The 21,455-nt window shown below is 50.3% G+C and carries 16 protein-coding genes; 3 read left to right on the top strand and 13 right to left on the bottom strand.

The window, feature by feature from the left end; all coding sequences use genetic code 11:
* Window positions 1-183 precede the first annotated feature (183 nt).
* On the top strand, window positions 184-1,479 hold the full coding sequence (locus ACFQ88_RS18390; RefSeq protein WP_379455109.1) for a 3D domain-containing protein: 1,296 nt from the start codon (window positions 184-186) through the stop codon (window positions 1,477-1,479).
* 69 nt (window positions 1,480-1,548) lie between these two features.
* Here the strand turns inward: ACFQ88_RS18390 and ACFQ88_RS18385 are convergent, their stop codons facing one another.
* From ACFQ88_RS18385 to ACFQ88_RS18360, 6 genes are all read right to left on the bottom strand, one after another.
* A complete protein-coding gene (locus ACFQ88_RS18385; RefSeq protein ID WP_239625697.1) occupies window positions 1,549-1,980 on the bottom strand; it encodes an SRPBCC family protein in 432 nt (143 codons plus the stop codon).
* 133 nt (window positions 1,981-2,113) lie between these two features.
* Entirely contained in the window at window positions 2,114-3,103 is a 990-nt protein-coding gene (locus ACFQ88_RS18380) for a Gfo/Idh/MocA family protein (RefSeq protein WP_379455108.1), read from the bottom strand.
* A 16-nt stretch (window positions 3,104-3,119) separates the two neighbouring features.
* Window positions 3,120-3,482, bottom strand: a complete 363-nt coding sequence (locus ACFQ88_RS18375; RefSeq protein WP_239625701.1) for a cupin domain-containing protein — start codon at window positions 3,480-3,482, stop codon at window positions 3,120-3,122.
* Between the two features lie 383 nt (window positions 3,483-3,865).
* Entirely contained in the window at window positions 3,866-5,320 is a 1,455-nt protein-coding gene (locus ACFQ88_RS18370; RefSeq protein ID WP_379455107.1) for a LamG-like jellyroll fold domain-containing protein, read from the bottom strand.
* Window positions 5,321-5,340: 20 nt separating this feature from the next.
* A complete protein-coding gene (locus ACFQ88_RS18365; RefSeq protein WP_379455106.1) occupies window positions 5,341-6,624 on the bottom strand; it encodes an ABC transporter substrate-binding protein in 1,284 nt (427 codons plus the stop codon).
* Window positions 6,625-6,732: 108 nt separating this feature from the next.
* Complete coding sequence (locus tag ACFQ88_RS18360) at window positions 6,733-9,636, bottom strand: fibronectin type III domain-containing protein (RefSeq protein WP_379455105.1); 2,904 nt, start codon at window positions 9,634-9,636, stop codon at window positions 6,733-6,735.
* Between the two features lie 132 nt (window positions 9,637-9,768).
* Here ACFQ88_RS18360 and ACFQ88_RS18355 point away from each other — a divergent pair, with 132 nt between their 5' ends.
* Window positions 9,769-10,605: an AraC family transcriptional regulator gene (locus ACFQ88_RS18355; RefSeq protein WP_379455104.1), complete on the top strand. Its 837-nt coding sequence runs from the start codon at window positions 9,769-9,771 to the stop codon at window positions 10,603-10,605.
* 92 nt (window positions 10,606-10,697) lie between these two features.
* On the opposite strand, the gene ACFQ88_RS18350 is transcribed toward ACFQ88_RS18355, so the two are convergent.
* Both ACFQ88_RS18350 and ACFQ88_RS18345 read right to left on the bottom strand, forming a co-directional pair.
* A complete protein-coding gene (locus ACFQ88_RS18350; protein WP_379455103.1) occupies window positions 10,698-12,452 on the bottom strand; it encodes a glycoside hydrolase family 2 protein in 1,755 nt (584 codons plus the stop codon).
* A gap of 726 nt (window positions 12,453-13,178) precedes the next feature.
* A complete protein-coding gene (locus tag ACFQ88_RS18345; protein ID WP_239625715.1) occupies window positions 13,179-13,550 on the bottom strand; it encodes a winged helix-turn-helix transcriptional regulator in 372 nt (123 codons plus the stop codon).
* A 175-nt stretch (window positions 13,551-13,725) separates the two neighbouring features.
* Here ACFQ88_RS18345 and ACFQ88_RS18340 point away from each other — a divergent pair, with 175 nt between their 5' ends.
* On the top strand, window positions 13,726-14,319 hold the full coding sequence (locus ACFQ88_RS18340) for an NAD(P)H oxidoreductase (protein WP_379455102.1): 594 nt from the start codon (window positions 13,726-13,728) through the stop codon (window positions 14,317-14,319).
* Between the two features lie 112 nt (window positions 14,320-14,431).
* Here ACFQ88_RS18340 and ACFQ88_RS18335 read toward each other — a convergent pair whose 3' ends face one another.
* The 5 genes from ACFQ88_RS18335 to ACFQ88_RS18315 form a co-directional block, all read right to left on the bottom strand.
* Window positions 14,432-15,466, bottom strand: coding sequence for a Gfo/Idh/MocA family protein (locus ACFQ88_RS18335; protein WP_379455101.1), 1,035 nt, complete (start codon window positions 15,464-15,466; stop codon window positions 14,432-14,434).
* Window positions 15,463-16,485, bottom strand: a complete 1,023-nt coding sequence (locus tag ACFQ88_RS18330) for a Gfo/Idh/MocA family protein (RefSeq protein ID WP_379455100.1) — start codon at window positions 16,483-16,485, stop codon at window positions 15,463-15,465. The genes ACFQ88_RS18335 and ACFQ88_RS18330 overlap by 4 nt, the downstream gene beginning before the upstream one ends.
* A 36-nt stretch (window positions 16,486-16,521) precedes the next feature.
* A complete protein-coding gene (locus ACFQ88_RS18325; protein WP_379455099.1) occupies window positions 16,522-17,862 on the bottom strand; it encodes an ABC transporter substrate-binding protein in 1,341 nt (446 codons plus the stop codon).
* A 192-nt stretch (window positions 17,863-18,054) separates the two neighbouring features.
* On the bottom strand, window positions 18,055-19,659 hold the full coding sequence (locus ACFQ88_RS18320) for a response regulator (RefSeq protein ID WP_379455098.1): 1,605 nt from the start codon (window positions 19,657-19,659) through the stop codon (window positions 18,055-18,057).
* A complete protein-coding gene (locus tag ACFQ88_RS18315; protein WP_379455097.1) occupies window positions 19,637-21,418 on the bottom strand; it encodes a histidine kinase in 1,782 nt (593 codons plus the stop codon). The genes ACFQ88_RS18320 and ACFQ88_RS18315 overlap by 23 nt, the downstream gene beginning before the upstream one ends.
* Window positions 21,419-21,455 lie beyond the last annotated feature (37 nt).

Raw genomic sequence — 21,455 nt, 5'->3', positions numbered from 1 at the left:
GCCCTATGTCATGGATATATCCTTCATCATAGTCAATAAGGAAGAGGATGACAAGGAGTGTAATGAAATCCATTTAGTAACCTGAAGGTAAGTATCGGAAAGAGGATTGACTGACCCAAAATATTCCATTACAATAATCGACGAATCTTATTAACGGCAAATCGTCTTTAGTTAGGAGAAGCTATGAACGCAGCAAAAATGGTCCCCACCGCGCTTTCGGGCTTACTGCTGATAAGCTCCGTGTTAGCTCCGGCTGCGCAAGCCTCGGCTTCCACCCGTTTTGCAGACACGGCAAATCACTGGGCTATGGAAGCGATAGATTGGGCGGTTCAAAATCATATTGCTCAAGGGTACCCGGACGGTACCTTCCAACCGGACCAGCCGGTAGCGGAAGCGGAATTTCTGGCTATGCTGTTTCGCTCCACGCCAGTAACCGAGGCGGTTTACTCTTCTGCAAGCGGACCGTCTTCCAACGATACCGCTTCCCCAGAACAACGACATTGGGCGGATTCTTTGTATGAACAAGCGGCCAAGCTTAAGTATCCGGTGGTAGGTATAAGCAATGTAGAGAAGCGCAACACACCACTTTCGCGTTTGAATGCTGCGGAAATTATGGCGGGTGCTTACGGTTACTCTTATCAGGGGGATGACGCCGTTATTTTCGTCATGGCTAACGAGTTGGCCAGCGGCAAGGATGACTCCTTCTCCTTGGAAAGCTACCGGGGAGCGGAACCGATTACGCGGGCGGAAGCGCTGGAGCTCATCAAGCGCTCCAAGGTTCGTCAGGTGTGTCGGCCCTCCGAGCCCGTCTTAAATCAGTTGACGGCGAGAGGCTCCACTGCCTCGGCAGCAGCGGATGTACAAGCCTATTGCAATCAGCCCAAACGTGCGGATGCAGCGGCGAACGAAAAGAGCAGTATGGGTGGCTCAAGCAATGTAATCGCATCGGATAGCCCGCAGAACAAGCCTGTACATCCCCCAGTTCCTCAGCGCGTATGGTATCAAATTCAAAAGGGGGATACGGTTTACAAAATTTCTAAAATGTTCGGTACCAGTCTAAAAGAATTGACCGAGAACAACCAGCTTGCCAATCCGGAACAAATCGGCGCCGGCCAGTTATTGTATATTCCCGGCTTTCAGCTGCCTGAGGGCGAAGGCGAAATTGTTGTCAGCCAAGTGCTAAATGCCACCTTGACCGCATACACGGCAGGCTATGAATCTACCGGCAAAACACCGGAGCATCCGGCTTATCGCGTGACCAAAAGCGGCGCCCATGTGGAAGAAGGACGGACGGTGGCGGTGGACCCTTCCATCATTCCTTTCGGGACCAAGGTGTATATCGACGGGATTGGATATCGTACCGCTGAAGATACAGGCTCTGCGATCACAGGCAGCCGCCTGGATGTATATTTCGAAAATTTGGAGGAAGCGCGACAATTCGGCTTGCAGAAAGGCGTCACTGTATACGTGCTGTCCTGATCGTAATAAAGGCTTCCCGATTGAACTACAAAGCGCATGCCGTAATCGGCATGCGCTTTGCATTATATATTATTCTTGCACGCCTTCGGCGTATTTCTTGAAGTTATCCAAAATTGCTTGCCATCCGGCTTGCTGCATCTCAACGGCGTTGGTTTCTTCCGCATCGAACGTTTCAACGATTTTCGTGTCGTTGTCTTGGCGAATAAAGGAGACCTTCACTTTTCTGCCGTCGCCCAACGAATAGGCAATGCTCTCGTTAATGCTGACTTCGTCGTACACTCCACCGAAATCAAATCCAAAACTGCCGTCTTTCGCTTCCATTCTCGAGACGAATTTACCGCCGACCCTCAGATCGTTCTCGGCATGCGGCGTATGCCAGTCGTCGGAAGCATTATTCCATTGCATGATATGTTGGGGTTCCGTCCAGTATTTCCATACGCTTTCAACTGGTTTATGAACGATGGTTTCCACGGTGATTGTAACGGGATTAGCTGCTGCCATAATATTGCCTCCTAATAAGAAATTATGAATCTCTGAAAATACCGACAAGAGTCATTCATTCGTCTTACATAGGATCTATTATAGCATGTAAACGGCAGCAAGATTTCTTATAGATTGCTATTTTATTATTTCTTTACATTTCTCTTAGTGCTTCTTCTACGGTAACTATTTTCCCCATCCTCGACGACACACCCGCAGCATGCACCAGGCTCTGCGACTTCAAATAGTCGCTGCCGCTTGGTCTTGGCTCCCGCCGTTCCTTCAATGCTGCAAGAAATTCATCCAGCGACAGCATTTGTCCTACCCCGTCAAAGGTGTATACTTCTTCGTCCTTGCCATCCTTCATGAGCTGCACCCGGTTACTCGTTATAACAATTGCGCCTTCGGCCCCTTCGAAACGCCAATCGCCATACCATTCGGTCTGCTTACCTTTTGCCATCATGCTGCCGTGATAATCTACTATGGTTCCTCCGTCAAGCTCCAGCCACGCAGTGAGGTGAATCGTCGTCGTCTCCGTCCAGCTTCCGGGCGGGTTGCTGTTAATAGCGAATACTTTGACTGCCTCCTGGCCGGTAAAATAACGAATCATATCGAAATGATGAATCGTGACATCCTCCAGCAGTCCATTGGCCATCTTGCCAAAATAGGGGATGGAGACAACATGATAGCGGTCAAATTCGATGTGTACCGACGACAACGGTCCAATGATACCCATGTCCAGCAGCTCCTTCGCCTTCCGTACCGGCGCAAAGAAACGGTAATTCTCGGAAATCATGAACGGGATGTTCTTCTGTTCGGCTTGGCTTACAATATATTGCGCATCCCTAATATCGTTCGATATCGGTTTCTCACACAGCACAGGCAAGTTATGTGCGAAGGCAATTTCGTTAATGGCTGTATGAATGTGAGGAGGTGTAACATTAATCACAAAATCGGGTCTTTCGCTCTGAATTGCCTCTTCCAAATTCAGATAAAAAGGAGTACCCGGATCAATCGTTTCCCGGAGCGTTGGATTCGTTTCAACAACACAGATCTCCTGAACGCCCGCATGGCGTTTCAGTCTTTTGTACCATCCTGAACCAAAGTTTCCCAAACCGACCAGAACCGCCTTCATATAGCTCATCCTCTCTTTCTGCTAGTTACAATTGATTTTTGTTTCGTGACGGTCCGGCATGGCACCATACGACGACAATAGGATCTTCCACGCTTGAAATAAGATGATGGTCCTCGCCTGGCTCAATAATGATAACGTCCCCGGTCTTGACAGGGTAAAAATGCTCTTTATTGATTTCGACCTCGCCCTTCCCTTGTAAAATAAGGAACGCTTCACAATCCTCATGCACATGATAATCCTTCCCTCCAGGACCATCGTTCGTATGCGCACGTGCTCCCGGCTTCTCAAAGGCAAGTCCCCCGTATGATAAGTATTCCCCAGGCATAATACCTTTCAAAATATGACCCTCTGTCACATCGGCTAACTGGTTCAATCGATATGTCCTCATTGCGAACACTCCTTCAAATTTTGTTATGTAAACTAGTCAGGGGCAAAGGGATATAAATCCGCTCCCGACTCAGCTATAGCGTACATCCACTCACTATGATTATGAAAAATCGATATCTGTCGTGGTGAGCTCAGAAAGCCAAGCTGCATATATCAAGCTTATGCCGGACGCTTGGGAAAGTAAATGTGAAAAGCCGACGATCATTTGTGAAAAATCGATATGAGAAAAACGTCTATCGACGTCCTTTCACAGAGGAGCGACCGCGTTAAGAGGTTGTTTTTATCGCCAAATAGAATTTTTACATCCGATGACCTCGGAATCTTTTAAATTTTATTGTGGTAAAAAAAGCCTGAATTGTCATAGTGACAATTCAGGCTTTTTGATTACAGGACGGCAGCCGTCAAGGGCTTGGCCATCATCGCAATGTCCGCTTCCTGCAGCGGAACCGAATACAGCTTCACTTGGCGGATCTCTCCGTCGAAAGGATCCTTGCCGTGTGTATCTCCGAACGCATCGCTGCCGAAGCGCCCGCCATACCCTCCAGCTCCGGTATGCGGACCGACGATGGCGAAACCGGCACGAACACGGTCAGCCAGCCTCCCGTCAAGGTACAGGGAGACTGTGCCCTCGGCAAAGCTGAGAGCAGCATGGCGCCATTTGCCGCCTGCCGACGCATCTACGGGAGCCTGAAGCATCACCCGTTCTCCCTCCGATACGACCGCCGCTTCGAGCCCTCCTTCGCGAATTCTCAATGCCATGCCATTCTTGCTATCGCCTTCGTCAAACAATACTTGGGTTCCTGCAAGCTGGTTCGGACTAAACTGCATGACGATCGTTCGCAAGGAGAAGGCGCTGTGCAGGAATCCTTCCGGCTCTTCTGCAGCCAGTCGTACAGGTGCATTCGTCGGCGTACCATATTGCGCCAATAGCGCATACTTATCCAAAAGCCGCGCCAGCTCAGGCTCGCTTATCGGGAAGACGGTGTTATGTCTTGCACGGTATGGGATGCGGAACTCGTCCTCACCGAGCTCTCTCCACTCGCGAAAATCGGTTGTCTCCATGATGCCGAACTTGCCGTAGGACCAATAATCGTAGAACAGCAGCCAACGGTTCGTCCCTTCCAGCTTCAAAAACTCCGGCCCCTCCGTGTAGTCGGGTGTCCGAAAACCCGTTTCGACCGTATATGGCCCCTCGAGCCGATCGGAAACAGCCAGAACATTGCGGCAAGGATGCTTGACGCTGCGGTCGTATACTACGCTTTCATCCTTCACCGCCATGTAATATTTGCCTTCATGCTCAGCAAGCGATGCATCGATGGTCTGGTATCCGGGATCAAAGAACAGCGACGGCTCCGTTAATGTAATCCAATCAGGCGTCCAGGCAGAATAATGCTTGCTGTTGCCCAAATCTTGTCCGCAGCTGGATGCCCAATATATCAGATATTGGTTGCGCTCTGGATCGTATGTGAACTCCGGCGCCCAGCTGTTCATACAATCGTCTATGCCTTTCATGACCGGGAGCTTCCTCTCGTCTTCCCATGTAATCAGATCACTTGAACGGCAATAGCCTATGTATTCTCCCCTCGGACGGATCGTGAACACCATATGCCAGTTACCGTCGGCGCCTTTGGCAATGAACGGGTCTCGAAGTATGCCTTCTCCCAATGACGTACCGAACACGGGGCGATTTTCGTTAAGCTCATACCAGTGAAGTCCATCCCGGCTATAGGCATAATGAAGCTTTTCCTGCTTGTGGGTTTGGTTCGGCCCGGAGCTGAAGTATCCCATGAAATAGGCGGGAGCGCCTCCTGCGGCTTCTGGCTGTATCAATCTGGACATGCGATTGTCTCCTTCACTGATCATCTTTTGGCTTCCTCGATTTTTTTATTAGCTTCCTCTTCCGCCTGTCTCAAGATTGTGTTAGTATCCAGTTTTCCTTTCAAATATTCGACCATCGATTTATTGATGACCTCTTTAATGATTTCCTCATATTGGCTTGGCGGCGGATTTTGACCGCTCTTCATTTTTAGCAGAGCCTGCACGTTCTTTCCTTTCAACGACGCCATGTCCGCTCCAAAATCTTTCGTCACTTCCGGATCATTGATGACCGGGATCAATCCCCTTCGCGCCATGCGAGCCTGGCTCTCCTTCTCAGCCAAGAAGGCCATGACCTTGAACGCTTCTTCTTTATGCTTGCTCTTGGTGGACAGCAGCAGGCCCGATACATCGGTTTCCTTCACCAGCGGAGCTTCTTTGCGGCTCGGGAACGTAACGATATCCCAGTTCGGCTCTGTTCCCGCCTGATGCAGCTCCTCCAGCTGATTGAGACGGTTATATGCGACCATAATAGCCAAATTCTTGTTTTTCTCGAAGTCGTTGAAGATGCCTTTCGTCTGGTTGCCGGGGATATCCTTGATCGACTTGTACATCTCGAAATAGGATTTCCAGCTGTCGGATGTCAGCACAGCTTTGCCGGTATTCGGATCGTGAAGCGGAAGCATCAACGAGGCCGAGATACGGGGGGCGGCGATCAGGTCAAGTCCGTAATACTGCTGCCCGCCGTCCGTTCTGCTCAATTGGCGGGCGAGGCCGATCGCTTCATCCCAGGTAATGCCATCCTTCGGATAAGGAACTCCGAACCGGTCGAAGATATCCTTGTTGTAATATAAAGCCGCAGGATTGCTGTAAAGAGGCAGCATATACAATTCGCCTTTGGTTCCGTAGCTTTTCAACGTTTGAATGATGTTCGGCTCGAATTTCGCCATGTCCAGGCCGCTGTTCTTGATATAGGCCGTCAGATCCTCGGCAAGACCGATCGGCGTGTATTTATAAATATCGAAATTGGCCTGAAGCATCATATCGGGAAACGTCCCGGCAGTGAGCATATCTTCAAAAGATTGGTTGGCCGGCTTACGTACCAGCTCCATCGTAATATGCGGGAATTTCGCTTTTACCGGCTCCGCTATCAGCTTGCTGAAGTCTTCGTCCGTCACGTTGAGCAAATATTGAAGGACGGTAAGCTTGATCGGCTCTTTGTTCTCTTCTGTTTGAGCTGCTTGCTTCGGTGTATTCGAGCCCGTGCATGCAGAGGTCATAACCAATATTGCGGCAGACGCGAGGATCAGCGCTTTGTTACCTTTCATATGTAAACACCCCTTATTTTTTTGTCATAATGATCATACATGGCGAAACGCTTCGTTTGAATACAATTATCGGACGAAAAAGTGAGCATTCCGGACATCGCGCAGCATTTAATTTTTGCGGATGGCGTTGGAGAACGAATGGCTTTCACCGAGCTCGTTAACCGCTTTCACTTTATAATAATACCGCGTTCCTTCCGGCAGCCCGCTGTCGGTAAATGCCGTGTCCTTAATTCCCATGGCAATCGCTTCGAAGCCTGTATCCTGTTGAATGCTTCTGTATACGGTATATGTTCTTGTATTTGGCGAGTACATTCGGACCGAATCGAACCACGCGCCGGTACCGCTGCTATATAGAGCAAACTTCCCCGCCGCAGGCGAGCTGTCCGTTGCCCGCAGAATGGTGCCTTCATTATTCAGCTTGGCATAAATATGGTTTCCGTCGACCGTAAGGAACAGATACAGTCTCAATGGATCGCCGTTTGCTTGTTTCGCTGCAAGCACCTGTTCCTTGCCCAACGCTACTTTAATCAGCTTGTATTGCTTATCCGTTCGGTCGTATACAAACCGGATATGATTGTCCTGATCGAGGAAGCGCACGGCGATCCCCGCTTGCCCCGTCTGCACTCCGTCCGTCCATTCCAAGACAGCCTCCCCTTCATAGTTCCCTTGCGGAGTACTCGACCACACGGCAAATTCGCTGCCGCCTTCTTGAGCGCGGTAGCCGTTCACCCTCCGGCTGCGATCCGGGTGCGGCTCCACGTTCCACCCTTCGGCATGAAACGGCCCTGCCGTCCCGTCTTCAAAGTGATGCTCCTCCACCTCGGTTCGCGCCGGCTTCCATTGCATCGAGATGGATGGCCCGTCCTCCTTCTTGATCGACAGATCGCGGGGAGCAAGCGGCAGCAGACTCCTCGGGACGGCTTCCAGCTCCGTCGAATTCCGGCTCTCGCCCAATGCATTATAGGCCCTTACGGAGAAATAATAGCGGGTGTCGTTGTCTAGTCCGCTCACCAGCCAACCGGCATTGTTGCCGGCCTCTATCGTTCCGGCATACACTCCGGGCGCTTTGCCGTACAGGATCCGATAGCCAGCAGCTCCTGCGACAGATTGCCATTCCAGCACGACCTTGCCTGAACGCTCTGCATAGGCGTGGCGCAGCAGCGGGATATCCGGAGCAGATAGCATAACGGGGACTTCGTTCGATGCCGGACTTTCCCCGCTTTCATTATAAGCCGCGACGGAAAAATAATAGGTTCGTCCTTCCGTCAATCCGGAAATGTCATACTCCAACGCTTGTCCGGCGTTGATCGTATACGTGTAAGCCTTTGACTCGGTGCCGTACTTTATCTTGTAGCCCGATGCATTCGGGATTGCGTACCATTGCAGATGAACCGAGCCATGGCCGGGCTCCGCCGCATACAGCCAAGCTTCCCGAGGTGCGTCGGGCGCTTCACCGTCCCACTCCAAGCGAGTAACGCTGTATGGAGCAACGGTAACCGGATTCCCGGTAGCTTCGCTGCGAACGGCAACCTGTTCCTTCTGTATCGCCGTATTGCGTGCAGCCGGGTCGTTTGAGGTCGTATAGGTTTGTTTCATGGCCGCAAGTACCGGCTTGCCGTTCATTTGTACGGACACTTGTTGTTCCTGAGCCGACTTGTTCGTAATGACGAGGTACCGCGTCCCGTTCTCTCCTTTGTATGCTGCAGCATATAACGCAGGCATGCTGCCTTCCGCCTTCGGCGATTCGGCTCCGCCCGTCACCTGTGCTCGCCATACGGCCGAGCTGTAGTTCACCGCCCCGTCGACAACCCGCAATCCGGCGGAAGACGCATGATAATAGCTGTCGTACGCAAGCGTTGACGGATCGACTGTCTCTCCCCGCTGATACGCGTCCTCCATGAGCAGGGAAGCATTGGCTCCGCCTCGGGCCGCATTTGTATTGAAAATCCCGTTATGCAGCCGGTAGCCCGCCAAGTATGTAATATTCGGGTGGGTGGATAGCCGCAAAATCGATTCCGCGACATAAATCCCATGATATTGCGTGCTCTCAAGAATGCCGCCCAGTGCGACCCCTTGCTCCCCCAAATAAATCGGCGTATCTTGCTTTTGCAAATGCGGCACGTAGTTCGTGTCGATAAGCGGTACGAGCTTCTCCAATGCGCTATTGGCGCTTTTTACAGCTTCCGCAACCGTTCTTCCGTCGCCTTCAAAGCGGTGAAAGGTTATACCATCCCAGTAGGGGTCCGGATACTGGTATACGTCCTTGTCAAACGCCTTCGCCATCTCAGGCTTATTGCTGTTGGCCACGGAAATGATAACCTGCGCCCCCGGATAATTGCGTTTGATCGCATCGAAGTGGCCGCGAACCCTATCCAGATAATCCGATGCCGTCTTGTAGTACGCCGTATTTTTGCCGCTGCTTGATGTAAAGAACATGATTTCGTTCCCCAGCTCAAAATAGATGACCGGGACGCGGTTATCATATAAATATTTGGCCAAATCTCCGGCCTGCTCTGCCGTTTGGCGCGTCGTATTGACCGTGATCATTGCCTTGGTGTTAGTCTTGCGAAGAAGCTCCACATAATCTGTGATGTGCTCTCCGCCCTTGGCTTGGCCAAGCCGAAAGGTCGTATGCGGCCCATGAATCGTGCCGTCCGGTCCGAAGGAAAATGCGCCGTAATCGATATCCGGCATCCCCGTCCGCCAGTTGAACACATCGGAATTCGTCCCGCCCGGCCAGCGAATGAAGCCGAGACGTCCGTAACGGTTCACCTCATCGATCAATTGCTTATGATTGATGAAAGCCTCTTTGTTGCTGGTCTCATTATTTACACCTCTCATGCCGTAAGGGATCGGTTTCTCACTCCTCGTATCGATATCAATAACCGCGTGAGCTGCGTCCGTTTGAAACGGTATCGTGCTCATTTCAGCATCTCCTCCATCCTTCGTTGTCAGGCTCCCTTCAGGCCACAGCAAGTAAGCTATGGCAAGCAACGACACTATAACCGGCATGACGCCTCTTCCCCTCAATCTATATACACCTTCTTCCTCTAAGGGTGGTTGTGTTACAATACATTCATTACTCCTAAGAGACGGGCTGACTGCCTTTGTAGGAATACAATTTTCAGTAGAATGGTGAGGATTATGGACAAATACGGGCCTATCTATCATTTTCCGACTATCGGCGAAATCCCTCCCCCCATCAGTGTGCCTTTCATCGGCATTAATTACTGCACTCCTCAGTACCGCAATGTGAGAAGGATTTCCACCATTACGGTCATCGGCTGCGTGCTGTCGGGTCGCGGGAAAATTCGCGTGAACTCACAAACCAGTCGCGTGCAGCAAGGCGATGTCTTCCTTATGCGCAGCGGCTGCTTCCATGAGGTGATATCCGAAGCGACGCCGGAGGAGCCATGGGTATTTATATGGTATAACGTACACAGCCAATGGGCGCTCAATGTTCTCGAGGCTTACCGGCTTCTCTCCACCATTATCGTCCCGGACGCGGACATGGAACCGTTGTTCCGGCAAGGGATTGATTGGGCCGAGAGCAAAACGATCGAGGAGATGCAAGGAGCCCTGCAGCAGCTGTTCATGCAAATCGTGATCCGTTTATCGGAAATCCAAAGAAACCGCGGAGACCTGTTACCTCTCCTTGTACGGCAGATCAAGCTGCACCTGGACAATCAGATGCTGCAGCCGTTTCATACAGAGCAGCTCGTTAAGGAGATGGGCCTATCCGCCAAGCATTTGAACCGGGTGTTCAAGAAGGAAATGGGAACCACGATATACAATTATGTTCTTACCAAAAAAGTGGAATCGGCCAAGCTGATGCTGATCGAGACCCACTTGACGGTCAACGAAATTTCCGAGCAACTGGGTTATTCCGACCCCCATTACTTCTCCAATCTCTTCAAGCAAAAAATCGGTATGCGCCCCACCGCGTTCCGCAGTCAATTCAGCGAGCAGGAGCATCATTAGCCGCATTAAAGTAAGCGATTTCATATAACTGCCGTTCTACGCGGCTAGCACAGCTGCTGCAAGAAAGCCTCCCTTGCCAGGGAGGCTTCTCATTAGCTGCCGGACGGCTCCGTCCGTTCAATAGCAGCCGGCTTCATATTGATTCTGCGGATCTCATCCCTCGGGAACTTCAGCTTGCGATCGTAGGTATACAGCCCGTTCACCTCTTGCTCTACATCATAGAGCTGAGTGTAGCATAAACCGCTGATGTTCGGGTTATCCAGGATGACCGTCATAAGGCCCTCATACCGGGCAAGAAACTCCTCCTCGCTTTTCGGACGGTCGCCATACCCCCAGCCTTCTTCGTGAGATTGGGCCGGGTCCCACCAGATGCCCCCGTATTCCGCTACCTGATAAGGCTGTCCTTCGTACTTTTGCCGCTTCGGATGCCGTACATACACTTCGCCGCCGTTCTTCATCGGCTCCAGTCTGGCTGCGAACGATTCGGGATCCTGATCATAATCATGCAAGCTGAAGATGTCCGTCTTTACGTGATAATGGCCGCTCGTATCCTTCACCGGACGCGTCGGATCAATGCTCTTGCTCACCTCGTAGGTGATGCGCAGCACCTCATTATCCTGCTTCGTTCCGTCTCGGTCCCACGTCTCGTTGAACGGGCACCAGCCGATAATAGACGGATGATTGAAATCGCGTTCCATCCCCTCGATCCATTCCGGCAAAAAGCTCCGAAGTCCCGCTGGCGTAGTAATGTCAAGCCCCCAGTTGGCGTGTTCCGCCCATACCAGGTAGCCTAGCTTGTCCGCCCAATACAAGAAGCGGGGCTCGAATATTTTCTCATGCAGCCGGGCTCCATTGAAGCCCAAATCCATAGCAAGCTCAATATCGCGGCTTAGAGCTTCATCCGTTGGCGCCGTGTAGATGCCGTCCGGATAGAAGCCTTGATCTAGTACGAGACGCTGGAAGACGGTCCGCCCGTTGATCAATACCGCTTTATCGGTCAAGGTGATATCCCGCAGTCCGAAATAACTTGTTACTTTGTCGAATGCATGGCCATTCTCTTCCAATGTAAAGGACAGGTCATACAGCCTTCCGTTCCCCGGCTCCCACAGATGTACTTCGTCCAGCGACAGCTGCGTGTGCAGCTGATGACTGCCGATTTGCGCAGTGCGGCTGCCTACAGGCTTTCCGTTGTAATAAGCGTCGATGCGCAGCGATAGACCCTTTTTGTAGCTCCCATTGAAGCGTATCGCCAGGTTCGCCTGACCGTTGAGCGGATCCGTTACGATACGGTACGAATCGATATGGAATTCCGGAACGCATTCCAGCCATACCGTTTGCCAAATACCGGTTGTCCGCGTGTAGTAGCAATTATACGAATGATATTTACCGCTCTGCTTGCCTCCCGGCTGCAGCCCTGTTCGCACATCATCCTCAGCGCACACCGTAATGACATTGTCTCCTTCTTGAACCAGCTTCGTTATATCGAACTGAAACGAGCTGTAGCCGCCCCGGTGCGTTCCCGCCGATACGCCGTTAACCCATACTTCCGTCTCATAATCAACGGCTCCGAAGTGCAGCAGAATGCGCTGGCCTGACCAAGCCTTCGGCAGCGTAAACGTCCTGCGATACCATACTGCAGGCATAAAATCGGTATACCCGATTCCCGATAGACTGCTTTCCGGGCAGAAGGGCACGAGGATTGACTGCTCCAGCCGCTCCGTTTGATGGAGGCCGCGCTGTCTGCCGGTCCGTCCAAAATCCATTTCAAACTCCCATGTTCCGTTCAAATTAATCCATTCCGCTCGAACAAGCTGCGGACGCGGGTATTCAGGTCTTGGAATGTGCATTGCGTTACTTCCTTTCGGTATGTATTTATTAGCTTCCGAGTAATACAGCTTAATAGTAATCCTTCCCGAGCGAAGCAGTAAATGTATTAAAAGGATCAAATAGTGAGGAAAAAAGACATCGAACCGATAATGAAAAAGCCCGCGATCTACGCGGGAGCGGATATGGATATTTACAGACAGATCCGTTATCAACAAAAAAGAGGACGGTTCCAAAATGTTTCATAAATAGTTTATAATCGGCTGTGCCCTTCAATACGATAACGGCTGGAAAAGCATTGATTTTACTTTGCTTCAAAGCAGCGAATAACTCTTTTTACAGGTTAGAATAAAATTTGCCCTCTCGTACTCAATAATAAGCGGAGGCAGCGCAGCTGGTTCGTTAGGTTCTTCCACCGCATGAGCTTCAACCAGTTTCATTCCCTCACTCTGAATTAGGCGCAGCGGAAATTTGACGACTCCAAAATATATCGCCTCTCCCTGCATGAAATCATAAGAAACAGGAGCATCTTTTGGGGTAAATAACAGATAGCACTGGATCCATTCCTCAAGCATGCCGGCATTGGCGTATTGTACAGCCGATACGAAAGTCGGTGCATACGTTAAATTGGGAGATATAGTCACAGAATGGCTTTAATTGCGTTTGGGCTGGACAACCAATCAAAAAAAGCGGCTTAGTCCATGACCAGAATGCAAGTCTTAGATCGCCGCTGTTGTTGTTTCATTTGTTTAAGGGACAAACTTTTGTGGTTGATCCGAACAAGAGGAGTTCCATTCTTTCTGCTGGATGAATTTCTCTCCCCACTCTTCCAATTGGTCCAATATGGATTTCAACGACTTTCCGAATTCGCTCATTTCATAGACCACCTTTGGCGGCACTTGATTGTATACCGTTCTAACGATAATGCCGTCTTCCTCCAGCTCCCGAAGCTGCTGCGTTAACATTTTTTGGGTAATTTCGGGAATGACCCTCTTTAATTCGCTTGTTCTCAGCGGGACAGGACCGCAGTTCAAATGGCATAAAATCAGCAGCTTCCATTTCCCTCCAATAACCTCCAATGTGGCTTCCGCCGGGATATTGAAGTTTTTTGTCTTCTCCATAGAATTACACGCCCCCTTTAATACATTGTTCTTTAAAGGTACTTTTTAGTACCTATAATACTTTTTAGTATTTATAGCACAAAAAAGTACGTTCTTCCTTTTTTGGACGGTATACCGGATAATTTGATCGTACCTCATTCGAGGATTAACAGTAAAGAATGGAAGGTGGACGTACATGAAAGTCTTAACCGTTGTATCGCATCCAAGGGTGCATTCCTTAACCTTTTCTGCAGCAGCCAAATTTACCCAGGGATTGAGAGATGCGGGGCACGAAACGGAGATCCTGGATTTGCATCGCAGCGGATTCAATCCCGTATTGTGGGAAGAGGACGAACCCGATTATTCTATCGAACGCAAGATCTATTCGCCTGAGGTGGAAGCAGAAATCGAACGAATGAAGAATCATGATGCTCTGGCCTACATTTTCCCAATTTGGTGGTACGGTCTCCCTGCTATGCTAAAAGGATATATCGACCGGGTATGGAACAATGGCTTTGCTTACGGCTCCAATACATTACATCATCAACAAATCCTATGGCTTGGGCTCGCAGCGGCTTCGAATGAAGACTTTGCAAAAAGACAATACGATAAGATGATCTCCCACCAATTAAACGTTGGAATGGCCGAATACTGCGGCGTCACTAATAGCAGAGTCGAAATATTATATAACACCTTAGATACAAAGCAAGAAACATTCGACAAGCTTCTGACGCAAGCTTATCATCTCGGACTGTATTATGACAACTATTCTAAGGCCGTGCATTCATGAGAACCACGTCTATCGACTCTATTGACACAGAGCAAAGAGATGATTGACTGCGATCGGTTAACAAAAAATAGACTGCCGCGTGTTTACGCGGCAGCCTTAAGCCGTCTGTCATTCAGACTATTGCATGATCCGGCTTATGCCTGCCCAGCTCAACTTCGCGCTGCAATTTGGAAGACGCATAAGTTCCCAATATAATTTCAAGCGCATGAATTCCTTCCTCTCCCGGTACGACAGGAGCCCGTTGTTCTTGAACGGCCAGAGCCATATCGCGAAGCTGAATCCGGTGACCGTCAGGGATCACTTGAAACGGTTCGAAGGAAGGGAGCTCCACCGCTTCCCCGTTCACCTTCAGCAGCTCGATGTCATCTTCCTTGTAAACGATGGTTCCTCGTTCACCGTGGATTTCCAGGCGCTGGCCCAGATCAGGATAAACGGTCGTCGTTATTTCCATAACTCCCATGGCCCCATTGCGGAAACGAAGCAGCGATACAGCGGTATCCTCTACCTCGATTTGTCTTAACTGCGTGCTTGCCCGGCCATAGACGGACTCCACCGGCCCTACGAGCCATTGCAGCAGATCGACGGTGTGAATCCCTTGATTCATCATCGATCCGCCTCCATCGATATGCCACGTTCCCCTCCAGCCGGCGCTGTCGTAATACTGCTGGCTGCGGTATATTTTCACATACGCATCGCACAAGCTTAATTTGCCAAGCCTCCCGTCTGCAATGAACTGCTTGACATATTGTGCCGCAGGAGACATTCTTCTTGGAAAAATCGTCGCCAGCAGAACGCCCTGCTGCCGGCATTCTTGAATCATCCGATGCGCATCTTCGATGAGAATAGCCATAGGCTTCTCTACGACCACATGCTTGCTGGCTCTTGCAGCCTGAATGGTCTGTTCGGCATGATAACCGCTTGGCGTACAAATGCAGACGACTTCGATCTCGTCATTTTGCAGCATATCCTCGAACTTCAAGTACAGCTGGCCTCCATGCTTATCGGCGAAGGCCCGTCCTTTCCCTTCGTCCGATTCGCATACGGCGACCAGCTCCGCTTCCTCCACCGCATGGATTGCATTCGCATGAACCTCGGCGATAACGCCGCATCCGAGAATGGCGAATTTGGTTGTTCTTTTCAGGCTCATGGCCTCAGCTTCCTCTCTTGTGTATGAATAACATTAACAAGCCCGTCCGCTAAGATAGTCGCCTCCGTCGTCTTGAGAATGTCGTTATGGGAAATCATCGAGGGCTGACCATCCATGCGCCGGATGAAATCGGCCGAGATAGACCATGGCGGCTGCTCAAGCGATAGTAAGGCCGCCGGGGCATCATTCGTCAGCTGGATCAGGACAGCAGCGTCTTGGACTAGCGGATCTCCTTGCAGCCGCAGCTCGGCAAAGCCTTCCGTGCCGGTCACAAAGATGCGGCCGTCTCCCCATGTCCAGCTTCGGCTTGGCGTATGCCAGTCGGCATATAATTGGGCGACGACGCTCCCCTCCATAACGACCTGCAGGCTTGCGGTGTTATAGAACGTCTCGTGCTCGGGCAATATCGTCTTGCCCATGTAGCCGTCGATCGCTTCGATCTCGCTGCCGGTAAACCAACGCAACAGATCGAAATCGTGCACGAGCAAATCAACAACGATGCCGCCGGACTGCTCTTTACTGAAAAACCATTCCGACCTTCTAGCCGCATCCAGACGATGAGGCTTACGCATGCCTACCGTAACGATGTCTCCGAGATCGCCTTGCTCAATCCGTCTCTTCAATGTATAAATGGCGGGATGAAACCGCTCGGTGAGCAGCATTCCGACTTGAATCCGGCCCCGGCGGATCACCGCCTTCAATCGCTCAAGCCCTTTCGCGCAAGTAACGGCCGGTTTGTCAACCATCACATGCTTGCCCCGGCTTTCGCACAGTTCAATGACATCGATTTTCTTGTTGTTTATCGAAGCGCAGCCGACAACGTCTACGGATTCTCCCAACAAGCTTTCTATGTCGCCTGTAACGGGGATCCCATATTGCTCCGCTATGCTTTGTGCCAATTCTGCATTCTCGTCCTCGTATATTCCTGCGCATGTATGCCCCAACTCAAGCATCTCGCTAATAAATATGCCGATATGCGCATGCTGACAGCCAATAATCGCAAACTGGCGAGCTCTCATTCACCTTTAACCCCTTTCGTTCCCAGCTCTGAGAAGCTAGTTGTTTTTCTCATAAATTTTATCGGCTTCCTTGCGGAACTCGGCAGCCGCCTCATCGATCGTCGCTTTACCGAATTGCTGCTTCTGTACAATTTGTTCAAACAGCTTGTTCACTTCGCCCGTGCCTTTAGGTCCGCCGTCGTACATCGAAGGTTTGCTGCTCGTTACATGCTGCAGCATGGATGCCATTTTCTTATCCCGCTCGTTAAATTTCGGAGTCAGGTATTCCAGCATTTTTTTATTTTCCGGCATGCCTCTTTCCGTTTCCAGAATGTCTGCCGCTTCCTTCGAATTCAGGAAAAAGTCGAGGAACATCGCCGCTTCCTTCGGATACTTCGATTTCGCCGAGGCCGAAAGGAACATGGCCGGCAAAATAGCGCTCCCCGTTTGTTTGTCTTTCGGGTAGGAAACCATATCGATCTTGTCTTTCATGACATTCTCATAAGCCGGGAACGTCGCTGTAAACTGCGGCCCCATAATAGGAACGATTCCCCTCATCAGAGCATCCTTATTGGGATCCGCATTGCCGATAGGCATGAAGGAGGCGGTCATTGTAGCCGGAGGAATGATGCCCTCCTTGCGAGCGTCGTCCCACATTTTCAACCAGTTCTTAAACGTCTGATCCGTGAAGCCGAGCCGGTTGTCCTTATACATTTGCTCGCCGACAGAGAACACATAATACATATAGGCTTCCATGGAGCTCGACATGTCGAAGGCGCCGTATACTTTTTCACCCAGCTTGGACTTCACTTCGCGCGCTTTATCGAAATATTCCTTCCAGGTCATATCCAGCTTCGGAGGTTCGACGCCTGCCTGCTGGTACATTTCCTTGTTATAAATTAATGCGGAGGCATTATCGGATACCGGCAATCCGGTAAGCTTGCCTTTCACCGTACCTTGATTTTTCACCACATCGGCGTTCAAATCGTCAATCTTCAGCTCTTTGCCGACATAGGGAGCAAGATCGTCCAACACCCCCCTATCGGAATACTCTTTAATATATAAAATGCTCATTTGCATCAAATCCGGTACATTGCCTCCTGCGACCTGGGTGGACAGCTTCTCCCAGTATCCGTCAAAGCTCGTATATTCCGGCTTTATCTTGATGTTCGGATGAAGCTGCTCGAACTTCTCGATAACCTTCAGCGTCCTGTCGTGCCGTCCCTGACTTCCCCACCATGTAAACCGCAGTTCCACCTTCCCTGAGCCGGACGGATCGGCAGCGGCGCTTGGATTCTTCTTCTCCGTCGGAACACATCCGGCTGCCAGACCGCCTAACAAGGTTAAGGTTATCATCGGGACAACCAATTTTCGGGTCAAACCATGTAGACTTGCCATTGTTGACACACCCCTTATGAATTTACTTGCTTACATATCAATTATAAAATGAGCGCTATTTTTAAAAATAAGAGAAATCTACAAAAAATATTAAAATAATACGGACTGTTGCAGCCGCGAATAGAGATAAAAAAACTCCTAAAACAAAAGCCGGGATGCGGTGCAGCTTTGTTTTAAGAGGTGCGGGGTCAGTCACTGATTAAATTCGGACGGGTTCAAGCCGGAATATTTCTTGAACAATTGGCTGAAATACGCATGGTTCTTATAGCCGACCATCCCGGAAATTTCAAAGATCTTATAATTGCCTCCGAGCATAAGCTCCTTCGCTTTTTCCATTCGGATTCGCGTCAAATAGCTGTTGTAATTCTCCCCTGTCTCCTGCTTGAAGATTTGGCTCAAGTAATTCCGGGTCAAATACACCTTCTCAGCCAAAACATCGAGAGTAATATCATCCGCATAATGCTGCTGCACATATCTCATGATGAAATCGATCGTTTTTCTGTGCTTCTGGGAGCCTCGTCGGTTCATCGTCTCGCAGATGGGGAGCAGAAGATCGCGCAGCCAGCCGGTGAAATCGGAAACGGAGTACAACTGCTCCAGCTCCTTGTACATGTTGGAGCCCGCATGAATATCTTCAAACTGCAAGCCGTGGTCGTGCAATGCGAGAGCCAATATGCCGACGATGTCGATGGCAAACTCCCTGAGCACGCTTACGCTAGGAGCGGTACCGCCATGAAGAGACTCGCCTAGCTCTATTATTTTTTCCTCCGCCAGCTCGCTCTGACCTGCCATAACGGCATCAGCTAGCGCCTGATAGTTTATCATCGGACGGCGCGCGGCCGGCTTTGGCAGCCCCATAAGATCCTCGGCAGAGATGAGCTGGCGGCCCGGCATATTGTTCCGCTCCGCCAGCAAATCGAAGGCTGCGGAATACGACTTGGGGATGTCCGCAATGTGATCCGTCACAGGGCCGATAGCCGCCCCTACCTGCAGCTTAAGGTACTGATCAATATGCGCCAGCATTTCCTCCGCCATCTGCTTGACCAGAACCATGACACGTTCCTTCTTCACACGGGAAGGTGTCGCAATAATCACGGTGATGACATTGCGCTGTATGTCCGCCACATACACGCCTTGCTTGTCCTGCGTAAGCTCATTGACAATATTATTGACGGCATAGGCAAACAACGACAAATCGCTTGGCTTAAAGCTTCGCTCCCGTTTGATGAAGAACTCAATAAGCAATACGGTAAAATAGTTGCCCGATAAATCGATTTTCAAATAGTCGGATACCTTGCGAAATACGGGTGTATGATAAAACTCCGGCTCCAGCAGCCCTTTAACTATTTGTTTTTTCGTAATCTGCAGATTGGTCTCCAGAAGCTCCCGCAGCTCCTTGTCTTCCTTCTCAGCAGCCTCTCTTTTTCTAATTTTGCTTACGGTCTCCTGCAGAACGCGCTCAATGTCGTCGAGACTCGCCGGTTTGGATAAATAATCGTTAACGTTCAGCTTTACCGCCGACTGGGCGCACTTGAAATCCTCGTATCCGCTCAAGATAATGACTTCCGCCATGTTGCCGTCTTCGCGCACCGCTTTTAGCATGGAGATTCCGTCCATCAATGGCATAAAAATGTCGGTTAGAATAATATCTGGACGATGAGCCCGAATCTGCTCCAAACCTTCTTTGCCGTTCCTGGCGGTTGCCGCCACCTGAATTCCGTAGCCGTCCCATTTAACGGACCGTGTGAGCCCCTGAATCGTTGTCATATCATCATCAATGATGACCGCTTTTATCATGTTCATTCCCTCCATATGACCCAGGCGGCTCTGAGATTTTGGGCAGCGATACGACGATTGTAGTGCCCTGATTCGGACGGCTGTCGATTCGTACCCCATAGCTGTTACCGAAATACAGTTCTATTCGCTCACGTACGTTGCGCATCCCGCTGTGCTCCCGGCCTGTTGGCTCTCCCTCGGCCTCCATCCCCACTCCGTTATCCTCAACGGCAAAATACAGGCTTCGTTCGTCTTCCCAGCCGGCAATCGTGACTATGCCTTCTTCGCGGGAATGAAGTCCGTGGATGAGGGCGTTTTCTACAAAAGGCTGAATGATCAGCTTCGGCGTATAATAGCCGTACATGGTCTCCGGAACATCGATGTGAAACTGGATGGTTTGTTTGTGGCGGATTTTTTGCAGCTCCACATAACAATGTAGATGCTCCAGCTCCCGCTTCACGGGGATAAAGGAGGCTCCGCTGGAAAGCCCGATACGCAGCATTTTGCCGAGCAGCACCAGCATGTGGCTAATCTCCTTGTTGCCCGATTCAATCGCATGCCAATTCATCATATCCAATGTGTTGTACAGGAAATGAGGGTTGATCTGCTCTTGCAATACTTGAATTTCCGCCTCCCGCTTCCGTCTGTGCTGATCCTCCACTTGAACGAGCAGATGATCGATACGTCCTGTCATCTGATTGAAATTATCGTTCAAATGGCCGAACTCATTCTGGTAATCGTTATCGATCTGCACGTCCAGCTTGCCGATCTTCATTAAATTCATCGCATGAATCAGCTTCCGGATGGGCGCGGCAAATTGTTTGGATAACAGGAACGCCATAACGATCGCAAACAAAATACAGAGGAATGCTGCAACAACGATGACGGTTTCGATGCGGCGGCTGCCTTGCGTAATATTATCCCAAGGAATGACATCCAACGTCAGCCATAGCGTCCGATCCTGCTTATTCCATATAACTAGCTCTTTCTTCTCCAGATCGGCTATGGCGTACTGCTCCGATTCCGATTGAGTTAGAACAGTGTCCAGCTTGTCCTTGTGGCTCTCGTAGGATACTGACTTTTTGGGAGCGCCGTTAAACTCTGCAATCAGCCTGTGATGCGTATCGAGCACAAACCGGCTGACACCGGAACCGCTGCCGGACACGATTTTTTCGATAAACGGAAGCTTCAGGTTAATGACGAGAATACCGAGCTCCTTGCCGGAGGGGGACAGCACCTTGCGCGCAAAACTAATGACGAGCCGTTCATCGGCGGTGTAGCTTCCTACTTCGATGGGATGCGTGCCGATCCAGGCGTAATCGGCATCCTTGATCTCGTTAAACCATGTGCTGGTTTCCACGATCCGGTAATCGAACACACCGCTGCCTGCAATTTGCTTATTCACGGCCGTATCCTTGGCATACAGCTGAACGGAATGAATTCCTTCCTTAATGTAGCCGGGGCGCGTAAGCATATCTACTATGTCCGCATTTTGTCCGATCCTCTCGAACGAATGCTCGCCAAGCTGCAAATAATGAATCAGCTTCGGGTTGCTGGAAAGGACAAGGGAATCATACTCGACGGACTGCAGCTGAATGTCCAATTGCTTGTTGATTTCGTTCAACAACAGCTTCCTCGAGGAGATCGTCTGCTCCACGACTTCCTGATTCGTAATATAATAGCTCGTTATCCCGAGCAGCATGATCAACAGTGCGGAAATGAGAATGAATGACGTAAAAAAGGTCGCTTGGAAAGAAAAGATTTTAAATGGATTCCTCATGTACAAAAACCACCTGTTGTTTAGCCATTTTACTCTC

The sequence above is a fragment of the Paenibacillus sp. NPDC056579 genome (genome assembly GCF_042793215.1).
GTDB lineage: Bacteria > Bacillota > Bacilli > Paenibacillales > NBRC-103111 > Paenibacillus_S.
This window is presented reverse-complemented; position numbering and strand designations above follow the sequence as displayed.